This window comes from Plantactinospora sp. WMMB334, from assembly GCF_049179095.1.
Classification (GTDB): domain Bacteria; phylum Actinomycetota; class Actinomycetes; order Mycobacteriales; family Micromonosporaceae; genus Plantactinospora.
Map to the genome: position 1 here is coordinate 7,741,752 of NZ_JBMHME010000002.1, position 25,259 is coordinate 7,767,010.

Annotated in this window: 23 protein-coding genes and 1 tRNA gene; 14 read left to right on the forward strand and 10 right to left on the reverse strand. The window is 73.1% G+C overall.

Going from position 1 to position 25,259, the window contains the following annotated elements:
- The first annotated feature begins 38 nt into the window (after window positions 1–38).
- The 4 genes from ACN27G_RS33595 (at window position 39) to ACN27G_RS33610 (ending at window position 6,161) form a co-directional block, all read left to right on the forward strand.
- On the forward strand, window positions 39–1,349 hold the full coding sequence (locus ACN27G_RS33595; protein WP_421496659.1) for an enolase C-terminal domain-like protein: 1,311 nt from the start codon (window positions 39–41) through the stop codon (window positions 1,347–1,349).
- Complete coding sequence (locus ACN27G_RS33600) at window positions 1,346–2,878, forward strand: mannitol dehydrogenase family protein (RefSeq protein ID WP_421496660.1); 1,533 nt, start codon at window positions 1,346–1,348, stop codon at window positions 2,876–2,878. The genes ACN27G_RS33595 and ACN27G_RS33600 overlap by 4 nt, the downstream gene beginning before the upstream one ends.
- Before the next feature lie 176 nt (window positions 2,879–3,054).
- Window positions 3,055–4,458 (forward strand): Gfo/Idh/MocA family protein, encoded by a 1,404-nt coding sequence (locus ACN27G_RS33605; RefSeq protein ID WP_421497569.1) that lies wholly within the window; start codon window positions 3,055–3,057, stop codon window positions 4,456–4,458.
- Between the two features lie 305 nt (window positions 4,459–4,763).
- Window positions 4,764–6,161, forward strand: coding sequence for a pectate lyase family protein (locus ACN27G_RS33610; protein ID WP_421497570.1), 1,398 nt, complete (start codon window positions 4,764–4,766; stop codon window positions 6,159–6,161).
- Window positions 6,162–6,261: 100 nt separating this feature from the next.
- Here ACN27G_RS33610 and ACN27G_RS33615 read toward each other — a convergent pair whose 3' ends face one another.
- Window positions 6,262–7,353: an ABC transporter ATP-binding protein gene (locus ACN27G_RS33615; RefSeq protein ID WP_421496661.1), complete on the reverse strand. Its 1,092-nt coding sequence runs from the start codon at window positions 7,351–7,353 to the stop codon at window positions 6,262–6,264.
- 326 nt (window positions 7,354–7,679) lie between these two features.
- On the opposite strand from ACN27G_RS33615, the gene ACN27G_RS33620 reads away from it, so the two are divergent.
- Window positions 7,680–7,753 (forward strand) — tRNA-Thr (locus ACN27G_RS33620).
- A 75-nt stretch (window positions 7,754–7,828) separates the two neighbouring features.
- Here ACN27G_RS33620 and ACN27G_RS33625 read toward each other — a convergent pair.
- Window positions 7,829–8,602 (reverse strand): SDR family NAD(P)-dependent oxidoreductase, encoded by a 774-nt coding sequence (locus ACN27G_RS33625; protein ID WP_421496662.1) that lies wholly within the window; start codon window positions 8,600–8,602, stop codon window positions 7,829–7,831.
- Window positions 8,603–8,763: 161 nt separating this feature from the next.
- Here ACN27G_RS33625 and ACN27G_RS33630 point away from each other — a divergent pair, with 161 nt between their 5' ends.
- A complete protein-coding gene (locus tag ACN27G_RS33630; RefSeq protein WP_421496663.1) occupies window positions 8,764–9,669 on the forward strand; it encodes an AraC family transcriptional regulator in 906 nt (301 codons plus the stop codon).
- A gap of 43 nt (window positions 9,670–9,712) precedes the next feature.
- Here ACN27G_RS33630 and ACN27G_RS33635 read toward each other — a convergent pair whose 3' ends face one another.
- Both ACN27G_RS33635 and ACN27G_RS33640 read right to left on the reverse strand, forming a co-directional pair.
- Entirely contained in the window at window positions 9,713–10,342 is a 630-nt protein-coding gene (locus tag ACN27G_RS33635; RefSeq protein WP_421496664.1) for a hypothetical protein, read from the reverse strand.
- Between the two features lie 192 nt (window positions 10,343–10,534).
- Window positions 10,535–10,843 (reverse strand): hypothetical protein, encoded by a 309-nt coding sequence (locus ACN27G_RS33640; protein ID WP_421496665.1) that lies wholly within the window; start codon window positions 10,841–10,843, stop codon window positions 10,535–10,537.
- Window positions 10,844–11,082: 239 nt separating this feature from the next.
- On the opposite strand from ACN27G_RS33640, the gene lhgO reads away from it, so the two are divergent.
- Together lhgO and ACN27G_RS33650 are read left to right on the forward strand one after the other, a co-directional pair.
- On the forward strand, window positions 11,083–12,420 hold the full coding sequence (gene lhgO, locus ACN27G_RS33645; RefSeq protein WP_421496666.1) for an L-2-hydroxyglutarate oxidase: 1,338 nt from the start codon (window positions 11,083–11,085) through the stop codon (window positions 12,418–12,420).
- A gap of 57 nt (window positions 12,421–12,477) precedes the next feature.
- Window positions 12,478–12,714: a hypothetical protein gene (locus ACN27G_RS33650; RefSeq protein ID WP_421496667.1), complete on the forward strand. Its 237-nt coding sequence runs from the start codon at window positions 12,478–12,480 to the stop codon at window positions 12,712–12,714.
- Window positions 12,715–12,744: 30 nt separating this feature from the next.
- Here the strand turns inward: ACN27G_RS33650 and ACN27G_RS33655 are convergent, their stop codons facing one another.
- The 3 genes from ACN27G_RS33655 to ACN27G_RS33665 all read right to left on the reverse strand — a co-directional run bounded on the left by ACN27G_RS33655 (window position 12,745) and on the right by ACN27G_RS33665 (window position 16,175).
- The gene (locus ACN27G_RS33655) at window positions 12,745–14,085 is read right to left on the reverse strand and encodes a cation:proton antiporter (protein WP_421496668.1); all 1,341 of its coding nucleotides are present in this window, start codon (window positions 14,083–14,085) and stop codon (window positions 12,745–12,747) included.
- Window positions 14,086–14,196: 111 nt separating this feature from the next.
- Window positions 14,197–15,675, reverse strand: coding sequence for a hydroxysqualene dehydroxylase (locus tag ACN27G_RS33660; RefSeq protein WP_421496669.1), 1,479 nt, complete (start codon window positions 15,673–15,675; stop codon window positions 14,197–14,199).
- Complete coding sequence (locus ACN27G_RS33665; protein WP_421496670.1) at window positions 15,675–16,175, reverse strand: MSMEG_6728 family protein; 501 nt, start codon at window positions 16,173–16,175, stop codon at window positions 15,675–15,677. The genes ACN27G_RS33660 and ACN27G_RS33665 overlap by 1 nt, the downstream gene beginning before the upstream one ends.
- 117 nt (window positions 16,176–16,292) lie before the next feature.
- Between ACN27G_RS33665 and ACN27G_RS33670 the strand changes: the two genes are divergently transcribed.
- Entirely contained in the window at window positions 16,293–18,275 is a 1,983-nt protein-coding gene (locus ACN27G_RS33670; RefSeq protein ID WP_421496671.1) for an NAD-binding protein, read from the forward strand.
- 110 nt (window positions 18,276–18,385) lie between these two features.
- Here ACN27G_RS33670 and ACN27G_RS33675 read toward each other — a convergent pair whose 3' ends face one another.
- The gene (locus ACN27G_RS33675; protein WP_421496672.1) at window positions 18,386–19,642 is read right to left on the reverse strand and encodes a DUF4032 domain-containing protein; all 1,257 of its coding nucleotides are present in this window, start codon (window positions 19,640–19,642) and stop codon (window positions 18,386–18,388) included.
- Window positions 19,643–19,768: 126 nt separating this feature from the next.
- Between ACN27G_RS33675 and ACN27G_RS33680 the strand changes: the two genes are divergently transcribed.
- On the forward strand, window positions 19,769–20,533 hold the full coding sequence (locus ACN27G_RS33680; RefSeq protein ID WP_421496673.1) for a phosphatase PAP2 family protein: 765 nt from the start codon (window positions 19,769–19,771) through the stop codon (window positions 20,531–20,533).
- Window positions 20,534–20,543: 10 nt separating this feature from the next.
- A complete protein-coding gene (locus ACN27G_RS33685) occupies window positions 20,544–21,872 on the forward strand; it encodes an APC family permease (RefSeq protein WP_421496674.1) in 1,329 nt (442 codons plus the stop codon).
- A gap of 89 nt (window positions 21,873–21,961) precedes the next feature.
- On the opposite strand, the gene ACN27G_RS33690 is transcribed toward ACN27G_RS33685, so the two are convergent.
- Complete coding sequence (locus tag ACN27G_RS33690; RefSeq protein ID WP_421496675.1) at window positions 21,962–22,912, reverse strand: DUF3105 domain-containing protein; 951 nt, start codon at window positions 22,910–22,912, stop codon at window positions 21,962–21,964.
- A gap of 224 nt (window positions 22,913–23,136) precedes the next feature.
- On the reverse strand, window positions 23,137–23,370 hold the full coding sequence (locus ACN27G_RS33695; protein ID WP_421496676.1) for a winged helix-turn-helix domain-containing protein: 234 nt from the start codon (window positions 23,368–23,370) through the stop codon (window positions 23,137–23,139).
- 262 nt (window positions 23,371–23,632) lie between these two features.
- Here ACN27G_RS33695 and ACN27G_RS33700 point away from each other — a divergent pair, with 262 nt between their 5' ends.
- The 3 genes from ACN27G_RS33700 (at window position 23,633) to ACN27G_RS33710 (ending at window position 25,138) form a co-directional block, all read left to right on the forward strand.
- On the forward strand, window positions 23,633–24,121 hold the full coding sequence (locus ACN27G_RS33700) for a hypothetical protein (protein WP_421496677.1): 489 nt from the start codon (window positions 23,633–23,635) through the stop codon (window positions 24,119–24,121).
- The gene (locus tag ACN27G_RS33705) at window positions 24,118–24,681 is read left to right on the forward strand and encodes a hypothetical protein (RefSeq protein WP_421496678.1); all 564 of its coding nucleotides are present in this window, start codon (window positions 24,118–24,120) and stop codon (window positions 24,679–24,681) included. The genes ACN27G_RS33700 and ACN27G_RS33705 overlap by 4 nt, the downstream gene beginning before the upstream one ends.
- Window positions 24,682–24,844: 163 nt before the next feature.
- Entirely contained in the window at window positions 24,845–25,138 is a 294-nt protein-coding gene (locus ACN27G_RS33710; RefSeq protein ID WP_421497571.1) for a DivIVA domain-containing protein, read from the forward strand.
- The last annotated feature ends 121 nt before the right edge of the window (window positions 25,139–25,259 follow it).

Sequence of the window (25,259 nt, forward strand, 5' to 3'; positions counted from 1 at the left end):
CGAGTGGGTCCCGCAGGCGCGAACGGAAGGCAAGCCCAGTGAGTGTGACCATCACCGGCGTCGACGTGCACGACGTGCGGTTCCCGACGTCGGCGGCCGGGGACGGCTCGGACGCGATCAACCGCGGCGACTACTCGGCCACCTACGTCGAGCTGCGCACCGACGCGCCGGACGGGACCGTCGGGGCCGGGTTCACCTTCACCAACGGCCGGGGCAACGAGATCACCTGTGCGGCCGTGCACGCTCTGGCCCCGCACCTGGTGGGCCGGACGACGGCCGAGATCGCGGCCGAGCCGGTGGCGTTCTGGCGGTCGCTCACCGCCGACGTGCAGCTGCGCTGGCTGGGTCCGGAAAAGGGCGTCATCCACATGGCGACCGGCGCACTGGTGAACGCGGTCTGGGACCTGCGGGCCAAGCTGGCCGGCAAGCCGATGTGGCGGCTGCTCGCCGAGATGCCGACCGAGGAACTGGTCCGCAACGTCGACTTCCACCACATCATCGACGCGATCAACCCGGCCGAGGCCGCGGCGATCCTGGAGAAGGGGACCGTCGGGCTGGCCGACCGCCTCGCCGAGCTGGAGCGGGACGGCTTCCCGTCGTACACCACCTCGGTCGGGTGGCTCGGCTATCCCGACGACAAGGTCCGGGCGCTGACCCGCGAGGCGTACGCCCAGGGGTGGCGGGCGATGAAGATGAAGGTCGGCGGCCCGATCGACGACGACGTACGCCGGGCGCGGATCATCCGGGAGGAGATCGGCCCGGATGCGCTGCTGATGATGGACGCCAACCAGGTCTGGGACGTCGACGAGGCGATCGGGAACATGACCCGGCTGGTCGAGTTCGACCCGTACTGGATCGAGGAGCCGACGCACGCCGACGACGTACTCGGGCACGCCCGGATCGCGGAGGCGGTGACCGGGCTCTCCGGCGGGCGGTGCCGGGTCGCCACCGGCGAGGTGGCGGCGAACCGGGTCATCTTCAAGCAGTTGATGCAGGCCGGGGCGATCCGGGTCTGCCAGATCGACGCCTGCCGGATCGGTGGGATCAACGAGGTGCTCTCGGTGATGCTGATGGCGGCGAAGTTCGGCGTGCCGATCTGCCCGCACGCCGGCGGCGTCGGCCTCTGCGAGCTGGTCCAGCACCTGGCGATTGTCGACTACCTGCGGGTCGGCACGTCGCTGGACGGCCGGATGGTCGAGTACGTCGACCACCTGCACGAGCACTTCGTCGACCCGGTACGCACCCGCGACGGCCGCTACCTGCTGCCGGAGCGCCCCGGCTACAGCGCGACGATGAAGCCGGCCTCGATCGCCGAGTACGCCTTCCCGGCCGGTCCGGTGTGGGCGTGACCGGCGGCGCGCCGCGACCGGCTCCCGGTGCTGCGTCGCGGCTGGGTCTCGACGCGCTGCGCCGGCTGCCGGCCGCCAGCCGCCCGCTGGTCCGGCCCGGCACCGTACCGGCCGGGATCGTGCATCTCGGGCTCGGCGCGTTCCACCGGGCCCACCAGGCGGTCTACACGGAGGAGGCGGTGGCGGCGGCCGGCGGTGACTGGGGGATCGTCGGGGTCGCCCCGCGCAGCACCGACATGGTGACGAAGCTCGCCGACCAGGACTGCCTGTTCAGCGTCACCACCGCCTCCGGTGGGGGGAACCGGACCCGGGTGGTCGGTGCGCTCGCCGGGGTCCGGCACGCGGCGAGCGACCCGGCCGCGATCGTGACGCTCCTCGCCGATCCGGCGATCCGGGTGGTGACGCTGACGGTGACGGAGAAGGCGTACCAGCTCGATCCGGCGACCGGCCGGCTGCGGCCGGACGACGCGGTGCTGGCCGACCTGACCACCGACCGACCGCCCCGGACGGTGCCCGGCCTGCTGGTCCGTGGCCTGCTGGCCCGTGCCGCCGCCGAGGCCGGCCCGCTGGCCCTGGTGAGCTGCGACAACCTGCCCTCCAACGGGGAACGGCTGCGGAGCCTGGTCGAGCAGGCGCTCCGGCTCTGCGGCGGCGGCCAGGGTGGCGCCGCCGGCCGGACCGACCCGCTCGACGGGTGGCTGACGGAGAACGTCAGCTTTCCCGGCACCATGGTGGACCGGATCGTCCCGGCGAGCACCCCGCGGACGCTGGCCGACGCGGCGGCGGCGCTCGGCGTCGACGACCTGGCGGCGGTGGCCGCCGAGCCCTACCGGCAGTGGGTCATCGAGGACCGCTTCCCGGGCGGGCGACCGGCCTGGGAGCGGGCCGGGGCGGTGCTCACCGACGACGCCGGCCCGTGGGAACGGCTGAAGCTGCGCGCGCTCAACGGGGTGCACTCGGCGACCGCCTATCTCGGTGCGCTCGCCGGCCGGGAGACCATCGCCGAGGCGCTGGAGATCCCGCACCTGGCCACGGTGCTGCGCCGGCTGATCGCCGAGGACGTGGCGAGCAGCTTCGCCCCGCCGGACGGGGTCTCGGTGGTCGACTACGGCGAGGAGGTGCTGGAGCGGTTCGCCAACCCGGTGATCCGGCACCGGACCATCCAGATCGCCATGGACGGCTCGCAGAAGCTGCCGCAGCGGGTGCTGCACACCATCGCGGACCTGCGCGCGGCCGGCGCCCGGCCGCGCTGGGCGGCCCTGGTGGTGGCGGCCTGGATGCGCTTCGTCCAGGGCCGGGCCGACGACGGTACGCCGCTGCCGCTGGACGACCCGCTCGCCGACCGGATCCGGGCGGCGCTGGCCGCCGGGACGGACTCCCCGGCCGGGGTGGTGGCGGCGCTCTTCGGGCTGACCGAGGTCTTCCCGGCGGAGCTGACCGCCGACGACGAGGTACGCGAACTCGTCGTCGAGTGGCTCACCGCGCTGGACCGGCACGGCGTGCAGAAGGTCCTGGAGGGCGTGGCGTGACCGGGGAGCGCACGGAGACCGGTTCGACGGCGCCGGGTGGTGCCGCGGAGACCGATTCGACGGCGCCGGGTGGCGCCCGGGTGGCGGTGCCGGATGGCGCCCGGGTGGCGGTGCCGGGTGGTGCCCGGGTGGCGGCGCCGGGTGGTGCCCGGGTGGCGGCGCCGGGTGGTGCCCGGGTGGCGGCGCCGGGTGGCGCGCCGCCGAGGGTGGCGCTGGTCGGGGCGAGTGGGCACGGGCTGTGGCACCGCCGCACCATCGCCCCGCTGCACGACGCCGGGCGGCTGGAACTGGTCGCCCTGGTCGACGTACGCCCGGTGGAGGCGGCGCCGGACGCGCCGGTCCCGCCCGGAGCCGGGATCTTCACCGACCATCGGGAGATGCTCGGGGCGGTCCGCCCGGACGTGGTGGTGATCTGCACCCCGCCGCACACCCACCTGCCGATCGCGCTGGACGCGCTGGCGGCCGGGGCGGACCTGCTGCTGGAGAAGCCACCGGTGCTCTCGCTGGCCGACCACCGCACCCTGGCCACCGCACTGGCCGGGGCGGGGCGGGTGGCGCAGATCGGCTTCCAGGCACTCGGCTCGGCGGCGTTGCGGGAGCTGGTCTCGGCGGTCGCCGACGGGCGGCTGGGGCGGATCACCGGGATCTCCACGGTCGCCTCCTGGCAGCGCACCGACGGCTACTACGCCCGGGCGCCCTGGGCGGGCCGGCGCAGCGTGCAGGGGCGGCCGGTGCTGGACGGCGTACTGGTGAATCCGCTGGCGCACGCCGTCATGCAGTGCCTGGCGGTGGCCGAGGCGGCGGTGGCCGTGGGCGCGGTTGCCCCGCCGGGTGGTGTCGGCGGCGCGCCCCCGGCCGGAGGCGATGGCGCGCCTCAGGCCGAGGTCGACGCTGTGGCTTCCGGCGGGGTCGACGCTGTGGCTTCCGGCGGGGTCGACGCTGTGGCTTCCGGCGGGGTCGACGCTGTGCCGCCGGTCGAGGTCGACGGTGTGCCGCCGGGCGGGGTCGACGCTGTGCCGCCGGGCTGGCCGGCGCAGGTCGAGCTGGAGCGCTACCGGGTCCGGCCCATCGAGGTGGACGACACCGCCGCGCTGCGGGCGACCCTCGGCTGCGGGCTGCCGGTGGTGGCCGCGGTGACGCTGGCCGGCGAGGACCTCATCGCCGGTGAGGTGATCGTGCACGGCACGGCCGGCCGGGCGGTGCTGGAATACACCACCGACCGGTTGACGCTCCCCGGTGACCCGGGACCGCGAGCGGTGCCGGGCCGGGTCAACCTGCTGGAGAACCTGCTGGCGCACCGGGTCGACCCGGTCGCGGTGCCGCTGATCGCACCGCTTCACCGGACGGCGGCGTTCACCGCGCTGGCGCAGGCGATCCAGGCCGCTCCCGAGCCGGAGCTGGTCGCCGGGGACCGGGTGCTGGCCACCGGCGCCGGACCGGACCGGGTCCTGACGATCCGGGGGGTCAACGCGGTGCTGCGCCGGGCGGCCGCCGAGGGCGCGCTCCTGTCGGAGCTGCGTGTGCCGTGGGCGGTCAAGCCGCACCGGGTGGCGATGGAGGGGGCGCCGGGCGACGCATGACGACCGGGACTGTTGCGTGAAATCGGAGTACGGACTGCAAACGTCGAGGACACCTGCCGGCTAGAAATCAGACCGACTACCCCTCTTCTCGGCATACGGTGGCCGGGGCGGGCGCCCTTGCGCCTGTTTAGTGCAACTTATCTGCAAACAGAATGCATTGACACTTATAAGCGTGCTTACCTACCGTTCAAAATGACAGAAAGATTTCGTGATCGTTAACGAGATCCCGTGAACGGTAGACAGACGCGGAGAGTGCGATGCGATCGAGCAGGTTGACCGCCGCCGTGGTCGGCAGTCTTCTCGTGATGATCTCCGGTGGCGTCCTGACGGCCTCCGGAACGGCCAGTGCGACCGCCGGTGCGGCGACCGGTGCGACGCGCAGCACGACGACCGGTGCGGCTGGCGGTGGAGCCGGCGGTGGAGTCGGCGACCGGGATGCCGAGCGGCTGTCCTGGCCCGCCCGTCTGCTGGGCCGGCAGGCCCTGCCGGCCGGGGACGGCTGGGCCGCCGCCGGCCCCGGCACCACCGGCGGCGGGGCGGCCACCCCGGACCAGGTGCACCTGGTCCGGAGCAGGGCCGGGCTGGTCCGGGCGCTCGGCGGTGACAACGCCACCAACCGCGACAACGCCACGCCGAAGATCATTTATATCGAGGGCGAGGTCGACGGCTTCGAGGAGGCCGACGGGCGGCTGCTCGACTGCGCCGACCTCGCCGATCCCGGTTACTCTCTGGACGCCTACCTGGCGGCGTACGACCCGGCGACCTGGGGACGGGTGGCGCCGACCGGGCCGCTGGAGGAGGCCCGGGTGCGGTCGGTGGCGAACCAGACCCGGCAGACCCAGATCAACGTCGGGCCCAACACCACGATCGTCGGACTGCGCGGGGCGACCCTGCACGGGCTGACCCTGATGGTCGACACCGCCGACAACGTCATAGTGCGCAACCTGAGCTTCGTCGACGCGCGGGACTGCTTTCCGGCGTGGTCGCCGACGGACGGTGAGGCCGGCAACTGGAACTCCCAGTTCGACCTGATGTCGGTGCGGCGCAGCGAAAACGTCTGGGTCGACCACAGCACCTTCACCGACGGCGACAACCCGGACAGCGGACTGCCCGTCTACTTCGGACGGCCGTACATGGTGCACGACGGGTCGCTCGACATCACGCACACCGCCAGCCGGGTGACCGTCTCGTACAGCCGGTTCGTGGCCCGGGACAAGGTGATGCTGATCGGGTCGTCCAACACCGTCGGCCCGGACGTCGGCCGGTTGAACGTGACGCTGCACCACAACCTCTTCGACGGCACCGTGCAGCGACTGCCGCGGGTGCGGTTCGGCCAGGTCGACGTCTACAACAACGCCTACCGGCTCGCCGGTGACGGCTTCGGCTACGCGCTCGGCGTCGGCGTCCAGTCGGCGATCCACGCCGAGAACAACCACTTCACGCTCGGCTCCGGCGTCACCGCGGCGGACCTGCTCCACGACTGGGGCGGCACGGCGCTCACCGAACGGGGCAACTGGGTCCGCCGGGGCCGGTCGCCGGCCCGGCCGGTGAGCCTGCTGGCCACGTACAACGCCGAGCACGACCCCGACCTGGGCGGCGACGCCGGCTGGACGCCGACGCTGCGCGCCGGGCCGGTCCTGCCCGCCCCGCTCGTCCCGCTGGTGGTGCAGACCCTGGCCGGCGCCGGCCGCCTGCCGGTCTAGCCGCGCCCGGAAGGGCCGGGTCCCGGCGAAACGACGACCGGGGCGGTCGCCTCCAGTGGAGGCGACCGCCCCGGTGCCGGTCGTCAGGACGCGGGCCGGATCAGATCCGGTTGCCGGTCACGGCGTGGAAGGCGTGGTGCCGGCCGCCGCGCGGCTTGACGTGGACGGTGTCGCCCATGGCCGGCATGTCCCGCCGGTCGGTACGCACCACGAACCGCTCCGAGGTGCCCTCGATCGTGGCGTGACCGTAGACGTTCGCGTCCGAGCCCAGGTCCTCGACGAGCTCGACGACCATGGCGAAGCCGCCCTCGCTCTGCGCGACCAGGTCGCAGTCCTCCGGACGGAAGCCGACGGTCACCCTGCCGTCACCACCCTCGGCCTTGGCCGCGGCCACCTGCTCCCGGGTCAGCGGCACGGTCATCTCGGCGAAGGAGGCTCCGCCCTCGTTGAGCGGCACGGTCTTGATGTTCATGGCCGGCGAGCCCATGAAGCCGGCGACGAAGACGTTGGACGGGGTGTCGTACAGCTCGCGCGGGGTGTCGACCTGCTGGAGCACGCCGTCCAGCATGACCGCCACCCGGTGCCCCATGGTCATGGCCTCGACCTGGTCGTGGGTCACGTAGACGGTGGTGACGCCGAGCTTGGCCTGCAGGGTCGCGATCTGGGTACGGGTCTGCACCCGGAGCTTCGCGTCCAGGTTGGAGAGCGGCTCGTCCATCAGGAAGACCTGGGGCTCGCGGACGATCGCCCGGCCCATCGCGACCCGCTGGCGCTGACCACCGGAGAGCGCCTTGGGCTTGCGGCTGAGGTACTCCTCCAGTTGGAGCAGCGCGGCCGCCTCCTTGACCCGCCGGTCGATCTCCGACTTCGAGGTCTTCCGGAGCTTGAGCGCGAACGCCATGTTCTCGTAGACCGTCATGTGCGGGTAGAGCGCGTAGTTCTGGAAGACCATCGCGATGTCGCGGGCCTTCGGCGGCAGGTGGGTGACGTCCCGGGTGTCGATGTAGATCGAGCCGTCGTCGACGTCTTCCAACCCGGCGAGCATCCGGAGGCTGGTCGACTTCCCGCAACCGGAGGGGCCGACGAGGACGAGGAACTCGCCGTCGCCGATCTCCAGATCGAGGTGGTCGACCGCTGGGCGCTCGGTGCCCGGGTAGATCCGGGTGGCCTTCGCGTACGTGACCGTAGCCATGGTGCGGCGCTTCCTTTCACCGGCAGGAACGTGCCGGACGATCCGAGTGAAAGAACACCGGGGCGTTCCCGCTCCGGTGGCGTGGAAGGCATCCGGGCAGCCTGGGCCGCGTCGGTGTCATCCGCGTCACGCCACGGTAAACGGGTTTTTCTCACATGCCAAGGTGGGACGGCATTCCTGCGAGATACCCGACGAACATTTCGGGCATCTGGGCACGGTCCGGCCGCAACCGGCGGGGTGCCACTCGCTGTCGGTTGTCGGAATCAGTGCCGGACGTGCGAGAAGGGCATCTGTGGCTATGCTGACCACGGACATCCTGCCATCCTGCCCCTGTAGCTCAGTTGGCCAGAGCACTCGCCTTGTAAGCGAGATGTCGCCGGTTCGAGCCCGGCCGGGGGCTCCGACTCACCAAGGCGTCCACGCCATCGGACATTCCCGACGGCCGCCGTCCGGCCGGGACGAGCCTGATCCGGCGTCAGAGGTCGTGCCCGCCGGAGACCTCGATGTTCTGCGCGGTGATCCAGCGGCTTTCCTCGCCGAGGAGGGTGGCGATCACCATGCCGACGTCGTCGGGTTCGCCGATGCGGCCGAGAGCGGTCCTGGCGGCGAGCGCCGGGATCACCTCGGGGTACGCCTCGAAGCCGACCACCCCGGAGGCGTCGGAGAGCCGGGTGCGGGTCGGGCCGGGCGAGACGGCGTTGACCCGGATGCCACGGGTGGCCAGTTCCTTGGCCAGGTAACGGGTCAGCACGTTCAGCCCGCCCTTCATGGTGGCGTACGCGGAGTATCCGGTGGCCACCTCACCGGTGGGCAGTGCCGAGTTGCTGCTGACGTTGACGACGGCGCCACCGTCGGCCATCAGCGGCAGCAGGGTCTGGGTCAGGAAGTACGGCCCCTTCAGCAGAACCCGCATGAAGGTGTCGAAGAGCTCCTCGCTGGTCTCCTCGAACATCGCCATCCCGCCGAACCCGGCGTTGTTGACCAGATAGTCGAACGTGTCCCGCTGCCAGGTGTCCCGGAGTGCGGCGACGACCTGCTCCCGGAAGGCCGGGAAGGTTTCGCTGCGGCCGACGTCGAGCGGAAGGGCGACGGCGGTGCCGCCCTCCTTCTCGACGGCGGCGACGGTCTCCTCGGCGCCGGCCGGGTTGCCGCGGTAGGTCAGGATGACGCCCGTGCCCCGCTTGGCGAGCTGCACCGCCGTGCTCTGCCCGATGCCGGAGCTGGCGCCGACGACGATCGCGATCCGCATGATCCATCACCTGTTCATTAGTGGAGCCGTTTGATGCTCCATGGGATTTGGGCTGCTTCCATATGACCACTCCGAGCAGCGGTGTCAGTAGAAGGATGCTATTTACCTCTTGCCTGATCCTATCGTTGCCGGAAGTGCCATCGGAGTGCTTCAATCGGTTCGTGTCACTTGACGACCTGCGGGTGCTGCTGGCTCGCCACGCCCGGCCCGACTGGGCCACCGCCATCGACGGTGTGCTGGTCGGCCGGGCCGAGCGGGCGCAGGAGTCCTCGACCTCGATGTCCGGCACGGTGCTGGCCCTCGTCGCACAGGGCGCGAAGACGCTCGCGCTCGGCGACCGGGTCTACGAGTACCGTGCCGGCCAGTACCTGATCGCCTCGGTCGACCTGCCGGTCACCGGCCACTACACCGAGGCGAGCCCGGAGCGGCCGGCGCTCGGATTCGGCCTTGTGCTGGAGCCGTCCGCGATCGCGGAACTGCTGCTCGAGGCGCCGCCCGGCAGCCTTCCCCGGGCCGCCGCCGGTGCGCCGTCCGCGATGGCGGTCAGCGACGCCCCGGTCGAGCTGGTCGACGCGGCGGTACGGATGCTGCGCCTGCTCGAGCGGCCGCGCGACATCCCGGTGCTCGCGCCGCTGATCAAGCGGGAGATCCTGTGGCGGCTCATCACCGGCGAGCAGGGTGCCGCCGTCCGCCAGCTCGGCCTGGCCAGCAGCAGTGTGGCGCACGTTTCCCGCGCGGTCCGGTGGATCCGTGACAACTACCGGGAGTCCTTCCGGGTCGAGGACGTGGCGCAGATGTCCGGCATGAGTGCCTCCGCCTTCTACCGCAACTTCCAGTCGGTGACGGCGATGAGCCCGATCCAGTTCCAGAAACAGATCCGGCTCCAGCAGGCCCGGCTGTTACTGGCCACCAACCCCGACGACGTCACCGGAGTCGGCCACCGGGTGGGATACGACAGCCCGTCACAGTTCAGCCGCGAATACCGCCGCCAGTTCGGCGCGCCACCGAGTCAGGACGCCACCCGCCTCCGTGACGCCACGCCCGGCCCGGTCCCGCTCGTGCCGTAGCGCTGGTCCCGCGCCGGCAATTCCTACCGGGTACGGGCAATCGCTACCGGGAACGGGTCTGTGGCGTCGGGGCGAGGACGCAGGCGGCGATCTGCCGTGGCCCCTCGGGCGTGACCACGGTGACGGTGAGCAGGGTCGTACCGGCGGGGCAGCTCGGGCCCGGTGGACCGGACGCACCGGGCGGTCCCGGCTCGCCGGTCGGGCCGGCGGGCCCCTCGGGACCGGGCGGACCCTCCGCCCCGGTCGGGCCGTCCGGCCCGGCCGCACCCGGGTCGCCGTTCGGGCCGGGCGGTCCGGGCTCGCCCGCAGGTCCCGGCGCGCCGGGAGGGCCGGGTGCGCCCGGCGGACCGGGATCACCGTTTCGGCCGTCCCGGCCGGGCAGTCCGGGCGGCCCGGGAGGCCCCGCCGGTCCTGCCGGCCCCTGCGCGGGGCGCAGGTTGGCGGGATCGACCACGCATTCACCGCCGAGCTGGCGTACCTGTTGGCAGAGCTGCTCGGCGCCGGAGACGGCGGTCGCGGCCCGGCGCTGCTCGACGGCGGCCTGCCGGTCGAGACGCGCCCAGGCCCAGCCGCCGGTCGCCGCGATCAGTGCGGTCGCCGCCGTCACGATGACGAGCCGGCGCCGGTGGCGCCGGTCCATCCGGCGGCGGAAGGTCTCCGTCTCCTCGGTCACGCGTCCTACCGTCCTTCCCGCGTCGGGCGGCCGCCGCCGGGCTCGCCGCCCTGCCGGCGGTGGTGAACCCCGTGCACGCCATGGCGGAACCCGCGCGGCGTCATGGCGAGCCGCGCGCGGCTCATGGCAGAGCGTCCGAGCGGGTCACGGCAGAGCCGTCCGAGCGGGTCACGGCGGACCCGTCCGAGCGGGTCACGGCGAACCGTCCGAGCGGTAGCGGTACAGCTCGCGTTCGAGCAGGGCGAGGGCGTCCTCGGCGGCCCGGCGTGCCCGGCGGGCCTCGTCGACGGCCTGTTGCAGCCCTTCGGCCCGCTGCTCGGCCGCGTCGGTCCGGCGTGCGGCGTCGTCCGCGCGCTTCTCGGCGCGGTCGATCGCCTCCTGGTACTCCTTGCGATCGGCCCGGTTGGCGTTGAGCAGATACGCGACGATCATGACGAGCAGACCGCCGACCCCGACGGCGCTGAAGCCGCCGGGCGGGAGGAAACCTGCCAGTTCGTCCACACGTCAGCTCGCCGGGACGCCCTGTTCCGCCACCGGCGCCACCGACCGGTCGCCAGCTGCGACCGGCCGATCCGCGGCGACGCTCGCCACGCTGCCGACGCTCGCCGTGCTCCTGGTGTGTACGGCTCTTCTGCGGGCGGCGGCGTAGCGCCGTGTGCACCGGGTGACCATTTTGCCGGACCTCGCTGTCGCGAATAACTCTCCCAAATGGACAATACTGTCCAGTATTTATATTTGCCGTGAGTCGTCACCTTGAGGAGAAATCAGTCGTCAACCAGACACTGTCCCGTCGGGACACCCGGCCGACCGCCGTCGACGTCGAGGCGTACCGGTGTGTGGGGGTGGCGCATACGATCGGCTTCGACGTCACGGGTCGGGAGGTGCGGATGACCAGGTACGTGATCGTGGGCGGCGGCATCCTCGGGCTCGCGGTGGCGCACCGGCTGAGGGCCGACCGGCCGCGGGACACGGTCACCGTGCTGGAGAAGGAGACCGGCTGGGCAGCACACCAGACCGGCCACAACTCCGGAGTGATCCACGCCGGGGTCTACTACCCGCCCGGCAGCCTCAAGGCGACGCTCTGCCGGGCCGGCAGCGCCTCGATGGTGCGGTTCTGCGGCGAGCAGGAGTTGCCGTACCAGGTCTGCGGGAAGCTGATCGTCGCCGCCGAGGCCGCCGAGCTGCCCCGGCTGCACGCGCTGTACGAGCGGGCGGTCGCCAACGGGCTCGCCGTCAGCCTCCTCGACGCGACCGAAGCCGCCGAGTTCGAGCCGCAGGTCGCCGCCGTGGCGGCGCTGCGGGTCTCCTCGACCGGGATCGTCGACTTCGGCGCGGTCTGCCGGCGCCTCGCCGAACTCCTCGCCACCGGTGGCGCAGACCTGAGGCTGAACGCGCGGGTCACCGGCATCCACGCCCGGCCTGGCGGGGTGGTGGTGAGCACGGACGCGGGCGAGGTGACCGGCGACGTACTGGTCAACTGCGCCGGGCTGTACGCGGACCGCGTCGCCCGGCTGGCCGGCCTCGACCCGCCCGCCCGCATCGTGCCGTTCCGGGGCGAATACTACGAGCTGCTCCCCGAGCGTCGGAAACTCGTGCGCGGGCTGATCTACCCCGTGCCCGACCCGAGATTCCCGTTCCTCGGCGTGCACCTGACCCGCATGATCGACGGCACCGTGCACGCCGGACCGAACGCGGTGCTGGCCACCGCCCGCGAGGGCTACTCGTGGCGCCGGTTCGACCCGCGCGACGTGTGGGAGCAGGTCAGCTATCCGGGCCTGTGGGCGCTGGCCCGCCGGCACGTCCGGTACGGGCTGACCGAGGTGACCCGGTCGCTGTCCCGGAGACGGTTCGCGGCCAGCCTGGCCCGGCTGGTGCCGGAGCTGACCGAGGCCGACATCGTCCGCACCGGTGCCGGCGTACGCGCCCAGGCCGTCCGCCCGGACGGTGCCCTGGTGGACGACTTCCTGATCGTCGAGGCGGACCGGCAGGTGCACGTGCTCAACGCGCCCTCCCCGGCGGCGACCAGCTCGTTCGAGATCGCCCGGCACGTCGTCGACCGGTTGCCCGCACCGTCCTGACGTCATCACTACTTCGGGTGATGGCGATCGTCGGCCCTGGTTGGTGACACTGGACGGGTGGACCACCCCTCTGCCGCCCTGCTGCTCGTCGGGGTGGTGCTGGGCATTTTCGCCGGCATCGCGTACGCGGTGGCCCGGCGGGCCTGGGCGGACTACCGCAAGGTCAAGGCGAGCCTGCCCGGGATGCGCAGCACGGCCTGGGCCGTGACCCGGATCGCCACCAGCCGTGGCGGGATCGTGCTGCTGCTCTGCCTCGCCGCCGCCGGCTGGGCGGCGACCGGTGGCGAGAACTGAGCGCGGCCACCTCGAAGAAACATGGACGGATCAGTCGGCCGGTCGAGCGGGTCCGTCTGCCGGACCAGAAGGTCCGTCCGGCGGTTCAGCGGACTCCTCCACCAGCTGAGACGGTTCCTCCGGAGCGGAATCGGGCTCGCCCTCCGCCGGGTGGGGTCGGGCACGGAAGAGCCGTCGGCCACGCGTTTCCAGGCGTAGCTGCCAGGCCGGCAGGACCTGCGGGTTGAAGGTGCGCGCGACGACCACGTCGGTCGAGGAGTGCAGGACGATGCTCAGCACGATGGTGAGGGCGACCAACGCGAACGCCTGTTCGGCAACGGGGATGCTGGAGGCCAGCAGGAGGAGGCCGTAGACGACCGAGGCGAATCCCTTCGGCCCGAACCACATCGCGGCGAGTTGTTCGCGCGTGTCGAGTCGTGCGCCGAGGAACGAGATCCAGAGCGCGACCGGGCGGGCGACGACCAGGGCCAGGACTGCGAAGAGCCAGCCGGTCCAGGGGATGCCGGTGAAGAACGCCGGGGAGAGCAGTGCCCCGAAGACCAGCAGCGCGGCGAGCTTGAGGATCTCCGCCACCAACTCGCCGAAGTGCTCGAACGCCTCCCGCTGCTGGCGCCCGACCGTCGCCACCGTGATGCCGGCGGCGAACGCGGCGAGGAAGAGGTTGGCGTGGGTGGCCGTGCCCAGGGCGAGGACGAGCAGACCGATGGCGACGGCGTTGAGTGGCAGGTACTGCGGGGAGACGGCGAACCAGCGGGTCTGCTCCAGCCGGATCGCGAGCCACGGCACCAGGATGCCGATGACGATGCCGAGCAGCAGTTCCGTGCCGAGCATCGGCAGGTGCAGGTCGTCCTCGTGCGCGGCGACGGCGAGCAGCACCACCACGAACGGCAGCGCGAGCCCGTCGTTGACGCCGGACTCGACGTTGAGCAGGTGCCGCAGCCGGGCGGGGACCCGCTCGTTTCCGACAAGCGCGGCGGCGAAGACCGGGTCGGTCGGGGCGAGGATCGCACCCACCAGCAGAGACTCCGGCCAGCCCAGCCCGGCGACGTAGTGCGCGAGCAGGGCGGTGACCAGCAGGGTGAGCGGCAGGCCCCAGCCCAGGGCACGTCCGGGCAGCCGCCACGCCGAGCGCAGGTCGGACCAGCCGACCCGCATGCCGTCGGTGAAGAGCACGGCGAAGAGGGCCAGCTCGGCCAGGGTCGCCACCTCCGCCGAGCCCGAGGTGACGTGGACCAGGCCGAGCACGCCGTCACCGACGAGGAAGCCGGCGACGAGGAAGAGCACCGCGGTGGAGAGGACCGTGCGGTGGGCCAGCGCGGAGAGGAGTACGGCCAGCAGCAACACAACGGCGAAAATCAGCAGCAGTGACATCTGGAACCGTCCCGTCGTCCGGCATGGCGGTCAGCTCGCCGGCAGACCTCCCGGCAGATCAACGCAACAACCTACCGGCTCTGCGGTCCGGCGCCGGGACGGGGCGGCGGTTCATGTCCGGCTCAGCAGGCCGGACCGGCGGATGGTCCGGATCGGCTCGGTGGCGGCGCCCACGCGCCGCAGGATGTGGTTCGCGGCGAGTGTCCCGGTCAGTGCGGCCCGCTCCAGCAACGCGCTCGGCAGGTCGCTCCGGATCCCGTCCCCGGCCAGGTAGAGCCGGTCGGCGTCGGTGAGCACCCCGGGCCGGTCGGCGGCGGACCCCGGCCGGAACGCCGGCGCCTGCCGCTCGACCCGGCAGCGCAGGTCGCGTACCGGCAGGTCCGCCACCTCCGGCCAGAGCCCGACCAGCTCGGCCCGCATCCGCCGGGCCAGCTCCGGCGCGGGCACGCCCGCCGGGCAGGCGTACGCGTGCAGCTCCAGCACCGAACCGCCCGACCCGGCCGCCCAGCGGCGCGCCGCCGCCTCCAGCCGGTGGTAGAGGGTCACCGAGTCCAGGGTGGCCTGCCGGGAGACGCCGCTGAACACCGGCCGCTCCGGGGCCACGTCCCCGGCCAGCCAGTACCGGGCCACCGCGTACGGCGGGCCGGTGCCGGAGCGGGCGACCTGCCCGGCGAGTACGGGTGCGGCGGCGGCCAGCTCCGGCGAGCCGGCCAGCAGCGCGGCCAGCGCCGGCGGGTCCACGGCCAGCACGACGTCATCGGCCCGGTGCCGCTCGCCGGCGCCGGTTTCCAGCCACCAGCCGCCCTCGCCTCCGGGCCGTACCGCCGTCACCGGCGCGTCGAGGTGGATCCGGCCGCCGTGCCGGCGCAGGTGGTCGGCGAGCGGCCGCCAGATCGCCGACTCGTAGTCCCGGTCCGGGGCGTCGAAGGCCAGCCCCTCCGGGTTGCCGAGGAAATAGAAGTGGAAGTTGGCGACCATCTCGGCGGCGGACATCTCGGCCTCGTGGTTGAAGAACGAGTGCGAGAAGACCTCGAAGAGCATCGCCCGGGCCCGGTCCGGCAGCCGCAGCGAGTCGAGCAGCTCCGCCGCGCTGGTCGCGTCGAGCTCGGCGTAGGTGCGGCGCGGGTGGTACGCCAGCAGCGGCAGCGCCGCCCGCCCGTCCATCTCGCGCAGGTCCCGCAGCCGCAGGCTGGGGCTGCGGGCCAGCAGCGCCAGCAGGCTCCACGGCGGTCGCGCCGGCAGCCGGCCGAACTCCTCCGCCGGCCAGTCCCGGTGCAGCACCGGATAGCCGGGCACCGGCCGGAGCAGGGCGAGCGCCGGATCGACCCGGCGCAGGATCGACCGGAACGTGTAGTACTGCCGGAAGAAGGCGTGGAAGCCGTGGTCGACCGGCTGCACCGTGCCGTCGGCCAGCGTCTCGGGCCGGGTGTCGAGCCGGCCGCCGAGCCGGGACCCGGCCTCCAGCACGGTGACCCGGACGCCGCGCTCGGCGAGCACCACCGCCGTCGACATCCCAGCGACGCCGCCACCCACCACGATCGCCTCGGTGCCGTCGCGCACCCGCCCCGGCGACCGTCCCGACCGTCCCATCAGGACCGTCCGGCCGGGGCAGCGGGCGGGCGGCAGCGCGGCGGCCGGTCGGAGGAGGGCCAGACGTACGGCACCTCCGGCACGTCGCCGAAGATCGGCCCGTAGTGCGCCGGATCCTTGCGTAGCAGCGCGGAGCGGTGGCTGAGGTGCAGGTCCTCCCGACCGAGCCAGGGCGGCAGCTCATCGGCGGCGGTCAGCTCGTCCTGCCGGCGTACCTCGCTCAGGCCGCAGCCGGCGGCGAGGTCGGCGACCAGGGTGCCGGCGCAGGTGTCGGCCCGGCCGGTCGAACACCACTCGTCGCAGATGTCCAGCCCGTAGCGGACCAACGCCTCCTCGTAGCCCGCCCACATCTTCACCGCCGGGTGGTGCCGCCAGCCGTACCCGGGGCGGACCAGGCCGCGCAGCACCTGGAGCGCCTCCACCCGCTGCTTGCCCAGCCGCAGCGGGTCGAGGCTCCGGGCGGTCGACCCGAAGTCCGGATAGGGCAGGAAGGTCTGCATCCGCCGGCACTACCCGGGACCAAGGTTTCCACACGTCAACACGGAGCGTGATTTTACTGCCCCGATCCGTGGTCGGGGCGGTACCCGCGTAATGATCGGAGTGACTACCATCCGGGCATGGCGGATCTCTGGCGTACCCGGGCCCGGCGCGCGTTCGAGACCCGGCTCCGGGACGGCCTGCGCACCAACGGCGACCACCGCCCGCACTACGTGGTCTGCGGGCAGGACGCGCTCGCCGTACAACTCGTCACCGAACTGCTCGGCAACGATCCGCAGGGCAGCGGCGTACGGGTCACGGTGGTCGTGCCGCACCGGCGCCGGCCGGACGGGCCGGACATCCGCGTCGTCCGGGGCATCCGGACGATCGAGTCGGACCGACTGGACGAGGAGACCTTCCGGGCCGCCGGGCTGGCCGGGGCGAGCGGTCTGGCACTGCTGCACCAGGACGACGTCGGCAACATCCATGCGGCGCTCTGCGCCCAGGAGGTCGAGCCGGACGTCCGGGTGGTGCTGCGGATGTTCAACATGAGCCTCGGCAACGGGATCCGCCAGCTCTTCCCGAACAGCGCCGTCCTCTCCGACGCCTCGATGGCCGCACCCGCCTTCGTCGCGGCGGCGCTCGGCGAGGTCGCGCCGACGTACTTCCGGCACGGCGGCCGGACCCTCTTCGTCACGCCCCGGGCCGAGGTCCGGCCGGAGCGGGTGGTCTGCGGGCTCGCCGACACCCGGGACCCGCACCACCCGCTGGTGCTGCCCGCCGATCCGGCCGACGCCGACCTGGTGCTCGCCGAGGCGGTCGGCCAGGTCGACGCCGATCACGCGGCCACCAGGCGGCGGCTGCTGCGCGCCCGCCGGTGGCGGCGCCGCCGCAACGCGGTCCTGCTCCGGGCGGTGCGCTCGTTCGCCACCCGCAAGATCGGGATGGCCACCATCGCCGTCCTGATCGTGGCGCTGGTGCTCGGCTTCCTGCTCTCCTTCGCCGAGCACACCAGCATCGGAGACGCGATCTACCTGACGATGGTGACCACGATCGTCGGCGCCGACCCCGACACCAGCAAGGGGGCGGCGGCGCAGATCCTCCAGGTGGTGCTGAACCTCGCCGGGCTGGCGCTGATCCCGCTGATCACCGCCGCGGTGGTGGACGGCATCGTCCAGGCCCGGCTGGCCCTCGACGCCGGCCTGCTGCCGCGCGGGCGCAGCGGGCACGTCGTGGTGGTCGGGCTCGGCAACGTCGGCACCCGGGTGATGTGGCAGCTCAACGACCTCGGCGTCGAGGTGGTCGCCATCGACAAGGATCCGGAGGCCCGGGGCGCGGCGGTGGCGCGCCGGCTGAAGATTCCGCTGATCATCGGGGACGCCGCCCGCGAGGAGATCCTGGACACCGCCTCGGTCGGCACCAGCCAGGCACTGGTGGTGGTCTCCACCGACGACGTGAGCAACCTCCAGGCCGCGCTGAACGGCCGCACGCTCCGCGCCGACCTGCGGGTGGTGCTGCGGCTCTTCGACGGCGACTTCGCGCAGCGGATCCAGAACACCTTCCGGATCGGGGTATCCCGCAGCGTCTCGTACCTCGCCGCACCCTCCTTCGCGGCGGCGCTGCTCAACCGGGCGGTGATCGCGACGATCCCGGTCGCCCGGCACGCGCTGCTGGTCGCCGAGGTGCCGGTCGCGCCCGGCTCGGCACTGGCCGGCCAGGAACTCCGGGTGGTCAGCCAGGCCGAGTGGGTGCGGGTGGTCGCGCTGACCGGTGCCGGCCAGCGACGTACCGAGTGGGCGCCTCCGCCGGAGCACCGGCTCCGCCCCGGCGACGTGCTCACCGTGGTGGTGCGGCGGGCCGGCCTGAACCGGCTGCTCCGGGAGGCGAGCACCCCGCCCCCGCCCCCGCCCCCGTCCGCGTCTCCGGCACCGTCGCCACCGTCCGCGCCACCGTCCCCGGTGCCGGAGCCGTCCGCCGGGCCGGCGGACCGACCCGGTGCACCGGCCGGTCGACCCACCCGGCGCGCCGTGCCCCGGCAGTCCGACCGGTCGGGCCGGCGGGACCGGCCCGGCGGGCGGAGCCAGCCCGGCCGCTCACCCCGCCGCGGCGACCCTCCCCAGTAGATTGGCTGTCCCGGTGGACCGGCTGCCCGGTGGACCGGCTGCCCAGCGGGTCGCCGTCCCCGGTGGACCGGGCGCAACCGTGGGCCTGGCCGGATGACCCGCAGCGGGGGTCAGCGGACCTCGACGCCGAGTATCGCCTGCTCGTCCGGGCGGTGCACCAACTCGTCGGCGAGGAACGACTGCACGGCCGGAGCCAGCCCGACGTCCCGGCCCGCCCGCTCGGAGAGCCGCCAGCGGTGCTCGATGACCTGCACGAAGAGCTCGGCCGGTTCGAGCTTGCCGCGCAGGTGCGCCGGCACCGCCCGGACCACCGGCTCGAAGACCTCGGTCAGCCAACGGTGTGCGGCCTGCTGCTCGTCGGTGAGGTCGCTCTCCGCCCGATAGGTGTCCAGGTCGTTGAGGAGTCGTCGGGCCTGGTTCTCCTCGGTGTCCAACCCGGTCAGCCGGAGCAGCCGGCGGCTGTGATAGCCGGCGTCGACCACCTTGGGCCGGACCAGGTAGCGCCCACCGTCCACCACCGACATCGCCACCTCGGCGACGTCGAAGCCGAGTTCGTTGAGGCGGCGGATCCGGCGCTCGATGTCGTGCCGGGCCTCCCGCTCGATCCGCTGCTCGTAGGTGATCTCATGCCAGAGTCGCTGGTAGCGCAGGACCACCTCCTCACAGACCACCTCCGGGTCGATCGACGGGTGCAGCAGACCGGCGGCCTCCAGGTCCAGCGCCTCGCCGAAGATGTTGACCCGGGCGATCTCCAGGTCCTCCTCCCGCTGCCCGTTGGAGAGCCGGGGATGCAGCGCACCGGTCTCGGCATCGACGAGATAGGCGGCGAACGCGCCGGCATCCCGCCGGAACAGGGTGTTGGAGAGCGAGCAGTCGCCCCAGAAGAAGCCGGTCAGGTGCATCCGGACGATCAGCGCGGCGAGCGCGTCGAGCAGCCGGTTCAATGTCTCGGGGCGCAGCGTGTGCGAGAAGAGCGCCCGGTAGGGGAGGGAGAACTGGAGGTGTCGGGTGATCAGGACAGGGTCGAGCGGCCCGCCCTCCCCGTCCTGCCGGTCGGCGACGATCGCGACCGCCTCCACGGACGGGAAGTCGATCCGCTCCAGGGCGCGGAGCAGGTCGTACTCCCGCTCGGCCACCCGTTCGCCGGTCTCCTTGACCGCGTAGACGGTGCCGGCGAGGCGGACGAACCGCACGATATGCCGGGAGATGCCCTGGGGTAGCGCCACCAACTGGTCGGCGGGCCACTGCTCCAGCGGGGTCGACCAGGGAAGGTCGAGCAGCGCCGGGTCGACGAGGGCCGAGGTGATCCGCACGGGAACAAGCATGCCGGTCCGGACCGCCCGGCGCCGCTCCACGTGGGCGGGCACACATCGCCGACCGTCAGGCCCGGGCACCCGGCACGCCGCCGGACCGGCTCTCCCCGTCGTTCCGCACCCGGTTCGCCTCCCGTCCCGCGCCAGCTCGGGCCCGTCCGGCCCGGTAGCGTGGTCGGAATGCGGGAGACCACGACGGTACGGCGACCGTTGCGCCTGCGTCCCGTCCGCCCGTCCGGCTGGTGGTTCGACGGCTTACTGGTCGCCGCCGTGGTCGCGCTGACCGCCGCACTCGCCGCCGGCCAGCTCCTCGACGTCGACCTGACGGTCCGGGAGTGGGTGAACGCACACCGGCCGGAGCCGGCCCGCCAGGTGGCGGTGGTGTTCAACTTCCTGGGCCAGGGCGGCTGGGTGCTGATGCCGCTGACGTTCGGGCTGGGCGTGGCGGTCGCCGTGCGTACCCGCTCGATCCGGCCGCTTCTCGTCGGCGTCGGCGCCTTCGCGCTCACCTCGTTCACCATCGGCCCGGCAAAGATCTGGGCCGATCGCGCCGCACCCAGCTCGACGCTGCCGCCGGAGGAGTCGGTGCAGATCTTCGCCACACTGCCGCCCGACGAGTGGGACCTGTCGTACCCCTCCGGGCACGTGGCGAACACCTTCGTCTGGTACGGCGCGGTCGCGCTGCTGCTCGCCGCGCTGCTGCGTACGCTCGACCGCCCGGCCGCCCCCCGAAGCCTCTACGTCGCGATCCGGGTGGCACCCCCGGCCATCGTCCTCTGCACCACCACCTACCTCGGCTGGCACTGGATCACCGACTCGGTCGCCGGGCTGCTCCTCGGGCTCCTCCTCGGCCGGCTCCTCGGCCGGGTGCCGTGGGACGACCTGCCGCTGCCCGCCCTGCCGGGCGGGGTGCACCGGCGCGGAGTGTTCACCGACGACCTCTAGGTTCGGCGGGGTGACGACGCTGGAGCGCCGGCTCGGCGTACCCGATGCGGTGGTGATCGGTCTCGGCTCGATGCTCGGGGCCGGCGTCTTCGTGGTCTTCGCCCCGGCGACCGCCGCCGCCGGTGGCGGGCCGGCCCTGCTCGGCGCGCTGGCCGTCGCCGGCCTGGTCGCCTACTGCAACGCCACCAGCTCGGCCCGGCTCGCCGCCCGCTATCCCGAGTCCGGCGGCACCTACGTCTACGGCCGGGAACGGCTCGGCCCGTTCGCCGGCTTCGTCGCCGGCTGGGGCTTCGTGGTCGGCAAGACCGCGAGCTGCGCCGCCATGGCGCTGACCATCGGGGCGTACCTGTGGCCCGGGTACGCCCGGCCGGTCGCGGTCGCCGCCGTGCTGGCGGTGACGGCGGTGAACCTGCGCGGGGTGCAGAAGACGGCCCGGGTCACCCGGTGGCTGGTCGCGGTGACGCTGGCCGTGCTGCTGCTGGTGGCGCTGGTCGGGCTCTTCGGCGGCGAGTTCCGCCCGGCCCGCCTCGCCGACGCCGTCGGCGCGGGCGCCGGTGGCGTCACCTCGGCCGGCAGCGCCGTCGGTGGCGCGGCCGGATCGGGCGGCGCCGTCGGTGGACCGGGCGGGGTCGGGCTGCTCACCGCCGCAGGGCTGCTCTTCTTTGCCTTCGCCGGATATGCCCGGATCGCCACTCTCGGCGAGGAGGTGCGGGAGCCGGCCCGCACCATCCCCCGGGCGATGCCGGTCGCGCTCGGCCTGGTGCTGCTGACCTACCTCGGCCTGGCCGTGGTGGCGCTGTCGGTGCTCGGCCCGACCCGGCTGGCCGGCTCGACCGCCCCGCTCGCCGAGGTGGTGGAGGCCGGCGGGTTCCCCGGGCTCGGCTGGCTGGTCCGCGCCGGGGCGACGGTGGCGGTGCTCGGCGTGCTGCTGGCCCTGGTCGCCGGGGTCGGCCGGACCACGCTGGCAATGGCCCGCCGCCGCGACCTGCCCGGCGGACTCGCCGCCGTGCATCCACGGTTTCGGGTGCCGCACCGGGCCGAGCTGGCGGTCGCCGCGATCGTGATCGTGGTGGTGGCGCTCGGCGACATCCGGTCCGCGATCGGCTTCTCCAGCTGCACGGTGCTGGTGTATTACGCGATCACCAACGCCGCCGCGCTGACCCTCGGCCCCGATCCGGGGCGCCGGCTGCCGGTCCGGGCGCTGGCCTGGAGCGGGCTGGCCGGCTGCCTGCTGCTCGCGGTCACCCTCCCCCTCGGCAGCGTGCTGGCCGGCTCCGCCGTGCTCGCCGCCGCCGCCCTCACCTACGCCGCCCGCCACGCCCTCCGCCGCCGGGTATAGCCGTGATCAGGTAGCGCCTGGCATGCTCTGGCCGGCCGGACGCTACCTGATCACGGGAGCCGTCGTGGGAGTGCGTGGCGGTGGGCGCGTCAGCGGGTGCGGGTGGTGCCGCCGCCGCAGGCCGCGCCGGGCTCGATCGAGGCGGTCTCCCGGTACTGCCGGATGAACTGGTCGATCGCGTCGTCGTCGGCGTCGTCGAGCGCGAGCTGGTAGCCCCAGGCCTGGAGCGAGATCGGCGACGGCTGTCCCGGGTAGGGGCTCATGAAGAGGTACGACTGCCCGCGTACCCGCTCGGCGAGCGCCTCCACCTGGGAGGCCGGCAGCCCGGGGCGGTACGTGATCCACACCGCGCCGTGTTCGAGGCTGTGCACCGCGTTGCCGTCCGTGACCGGTGCGTCGTAGACGTCGCCGTTGCAGTTCTGCCACTCCGGGTAGTGCGGACCACCGGCCGGCGGAATCATCGGATAGCTGATGGTGGAGCCGTCGGGCCGGTGCTCCTGGGAGAGCGCGTCGGGGTTCGTCTCCCGGTAGTTGACCACCCCGGCGAGGTCGCCGCCACCGCCGTCGGCGTCCCGCTGGAGGTACCAGATGAATGCGCCCGCGCCGCAGACGAGGAGCATCAGCAGCGCCACGCCACCCGCGACGATCCCGACGATCAGCCCGACCCGGGGCCCCGACTTCGCGGGCGGCGGCACCGGCTGCCCACCCTGGTACGGGTACCCCGGCTGGCCACCCTGGTAGGGGTACCCCGGCTGGCCGTAGCCCTGCCCCTGGTGCGGCACCGGTGGGGTGCCGTAGCCCGGCGGCGATCCGGCCGGTGGGTGGCCGGAGTGCTGCGGCGGGGCCGCCCCCGCGTAACCGGGCTGCGGTGGCGAGACCGCGTCGCCGTAACTGGTCTGCTGCGGGACCGGTGGATGGTCCGGTGGGGCCGCAGCAGGACCGAGCGCTGGCGGCGGGCTGGCGGGCGCGGCGTGCCCCGGGGACAGCGGGCCCGGCGGGGTGCTCGGCGACTGCTCGGGTGGCGGTTCGGGGTTGCTCATGGTGCCTCGCCTCCGGACTGCGGTGCGGAGTCACGATCCTATCGATGGGATACGCGGCGGGTCGCCGTGCCGGCGTCCGCGCAGGGGGCGGGCACGTCGTTCAGGGTACGGTCGGTGACGAACTCGGCGAACGCCTCCTGGGCCGCTTCCCGGTCGAGCCCGACCAGGCCACGGATGAAGAGTCCGAGGGCCTTGGCGGCCCTGCACAGCGGTGGCTGCCGTGGCTACGCCAGTGGCGGATTCTGGGTGACATAGGTGCCCTTGCCCTGGTGCCCCTCGACCAGACCTCGCTCGCGAAGGATCCGTAACGCGGCCTGGGTGGTGGAGATGCTGACGTTGTACTGCCCGGCAAGCTGCGAATAGCTGGGCAGCTTGTCTCCAGGGCTCAGCTCACCGCTGCGGATCTGGTCGGTGATGGCTTCGACAACACGCAGGTAGTCGGCAGGACGACTGGTCATCGGGTGGTACTCCTCGCTCGGCACCCCTATCTGACCATGGCACCTAGGTATCTACAAGATGATCGTTGACCCAGGTAACTAAGTTCTGTATGTTCGCAAGCGTGGAACTCCTCGCTCGGCGGCCTGGTGTTCCGCTTCCCCGGGTCGTACGGCCCGGAACGTGTCGGGGTGGCCACCGGGCCATCGATCAGTGGACCCGAACCTGACCTGGTGGTTCGGGCTGCCCCGGCACCCCAAACCCACCTTGCGGAAGGGGGACCAGGTGGCAGTGACCGAAGTGGCCGGCACGCCCGTGACCGACCGGACCACCTACCTCGAACTTCTCCGGGAGCTGGCCCGGAGTGACGCGGAGGCGTACCGCCAGCGCTGTGCGGAGCTGGACGAGCAGGGCTGGGGTGAACTGGGGCTGGTGGTCGGGGCAGGGTTCTTCCTGGCGGTCCGGCGGCACCTGGCGGCCTTCTCGGACCGGGCGGCGATCATCCAGTTCGTCGCCGAGACCCGCGTCGAGATCGTGGGCACCGGTGCCGACCTCGACCCGAAGGTGGCCGAGAGCCTGATCGAGAGCGCGACGACCGGCGACATCAGCGAGGTGGAGCAGATCAACCCCAATCTCGTCATCGAGGTGGAGATGCTGCTTCTCTGGGACCTGCTCAGGTCGCTGTCGGACGACGAGCTGTCGCGGTTCCTGGCCGAGGTCGGTTCGCTCTCGCAGCAGTGGGCTGCCGACGCACCCGCCGGAGGTGCGCGGTGACGGTGCCGGAGGCGCGGAGAGCGGACGCGACACCGCAGGACGCGCCGGTGGACACCCCGGAGGCGAGTGCGGCGTGGGCGGCGGAACAGGTCGCGGGCGAGCTGCGGGAGGCGTACCTGACCGTCTCGGCGGCTGCCGCGCTGCTGGAGCGGACCGGGGCCGGCTCGGCGCACCCGGAGCTGCGGCAGGCCCGCCGCTGCACCGAGGACGCGCTCGACCTGGCCAACCACGCGGAGCAGTTGCTCGGCGGCGGGATCCGGCGGGTACACGAACGCTTCGGCCGGGACGACATGACCAGCATCGGGCAGGTCGCCGGGATGCTGACCGTGTCGCAGACCAAGTTCGCCGAGGTGGCCGAGCGGATCGCCGGGCTGCCCGACCGGCTGCGCGGCGCCGGGCAGCGGCTCCGGGACGCGGGCGACCCCGACCACTGCACCGATGCCGTGACCGAGCAGTGGGCGCAGGCTGCCGAGCAACTCGGCCTGATGACGGCCAGCCTGACCGAGGCGGCCGGCGCGCTGGCCTCGTACACCGATCGGCTGACCGGCGCGACCAGCTAGAGCCTCCTTCGGACGCTGTCGGGGCACGGCGTCCGGAGGTGGGAAAGGGCCCGGGGCGGATGCCGGGCTCCGGCCCCGGCTGTCCGGGCAGCCGGGGCCGACCCCGTCCGCCTCGGTGCCGCCCGCCCTCTCCTCAGGAAGGACCGACGTGCGACGAGAGAAGGTGCCGGCAGCGGCCCGAGGGGCCGCGACGAACCATCCGGGCCGGGAGCCTGCCCAGCCGTCCCAGCCCCGCGCGGCCACGTTCCGGTCGCGGTGGCGCGGCCTCGACCCGGTGCAGGTGTACGCCTACCTGCGCCACCTCGCCGACGAACTGGAGCACCTGCGGCGGGCCGAGAGCGCCGCCCGCGCCGAGCTGGAGCGGATCCGGCAGGGGCTGCGACAGTGCCGGTCCCGGCATGCCGGATGCTGCCTCGTCGACCCCGCCAGGCGTACGCCGAACCGGGGGCCGTGGTGAGCGCGACCCGGCTCGATCCGTTGCTGCCAAACGACGTTGTTCAAGATCTGTGGGCTTGATACAGTCATTGCTCGATAGCTCAGCGTAGCCACGTCAATCGGGGGTTCCATGCGTGCTCGCC

Bases quoted from the DNA above. Each gene is read 5' to 3' on its own strand.
- ACN27G_RS33690 (WP_421496675.1), bottom strand. From the start codon at position 22,912: ATGAGCAACCCCGAACCGCCACCCGAGCAGTCGCCGAGCACCCCGCCG.
- ACN27G_RS33625 (WP_421496662.1), bottom strand. From the start codon at position 8,602: ATGCGGATCGCGATCGTCGTCGGCGCCAGCTCCGGCATCGGGCAGAGC.
- ACN27G_RS33610 (WP_421497570.1), top strand. From the start codon at position 4,764: ATGATCTCCGGTGGCGTCCTGACGGCCTCCGGAACGGCCAGTGCGACC.
- ACN27G_RS33695 (WP_421496676.1), bottom strand. From the start codon at position 23,370: ATGACCAGTCGTCCTGCCGACTACCTGCGTGTTGTCGAAGCCATCACC.
- ACN27G_RS33670 (WP_421496671.1), top strand. From the start codon at position 16,293: ATGGCGGATCTCTGGCGTACCCGGGCCCGGCGCGCGTTCGAGACCCGG.
- ACN27G_RS33665 (WP_421496670.1), bottom strand. From the start codon at position 16,175: ATGCAGACCTTCCTGCCCTATCCGGACTTCGGGTCGACCGCCCGGAGC.
- ACN27G_RS33615 (WP_421496661.1), bottom strand. From the start codon at position 7,353: ATGGCTACGGTCACGTACGCGAAGGCCACCCGGATCTACCCGGGCACC.
- ACN27G_RS33660 (WP_421496669.1), bottom strand. From the start codon at position 15,675: ATGGGACGGTCGGGACGGTCGCCGGGGCGGGTGCGCGACGGCACCGAG.
- ACN27G_RS33655 (WP_421496668.1), bottom strand. From the start codon at position 14,085: ATGTCACTGCTGCTGATTTTCGCCGTTGTGTTGCTGCTGGCCGTACTC.
- ACN27G_RS33680 (WP_421496673.1), top strand. From the start codon at position 19,769: ATGCGGGAGACCACGACGGTACGGCGACCGTTGCGCCTGCGTCCCGTC.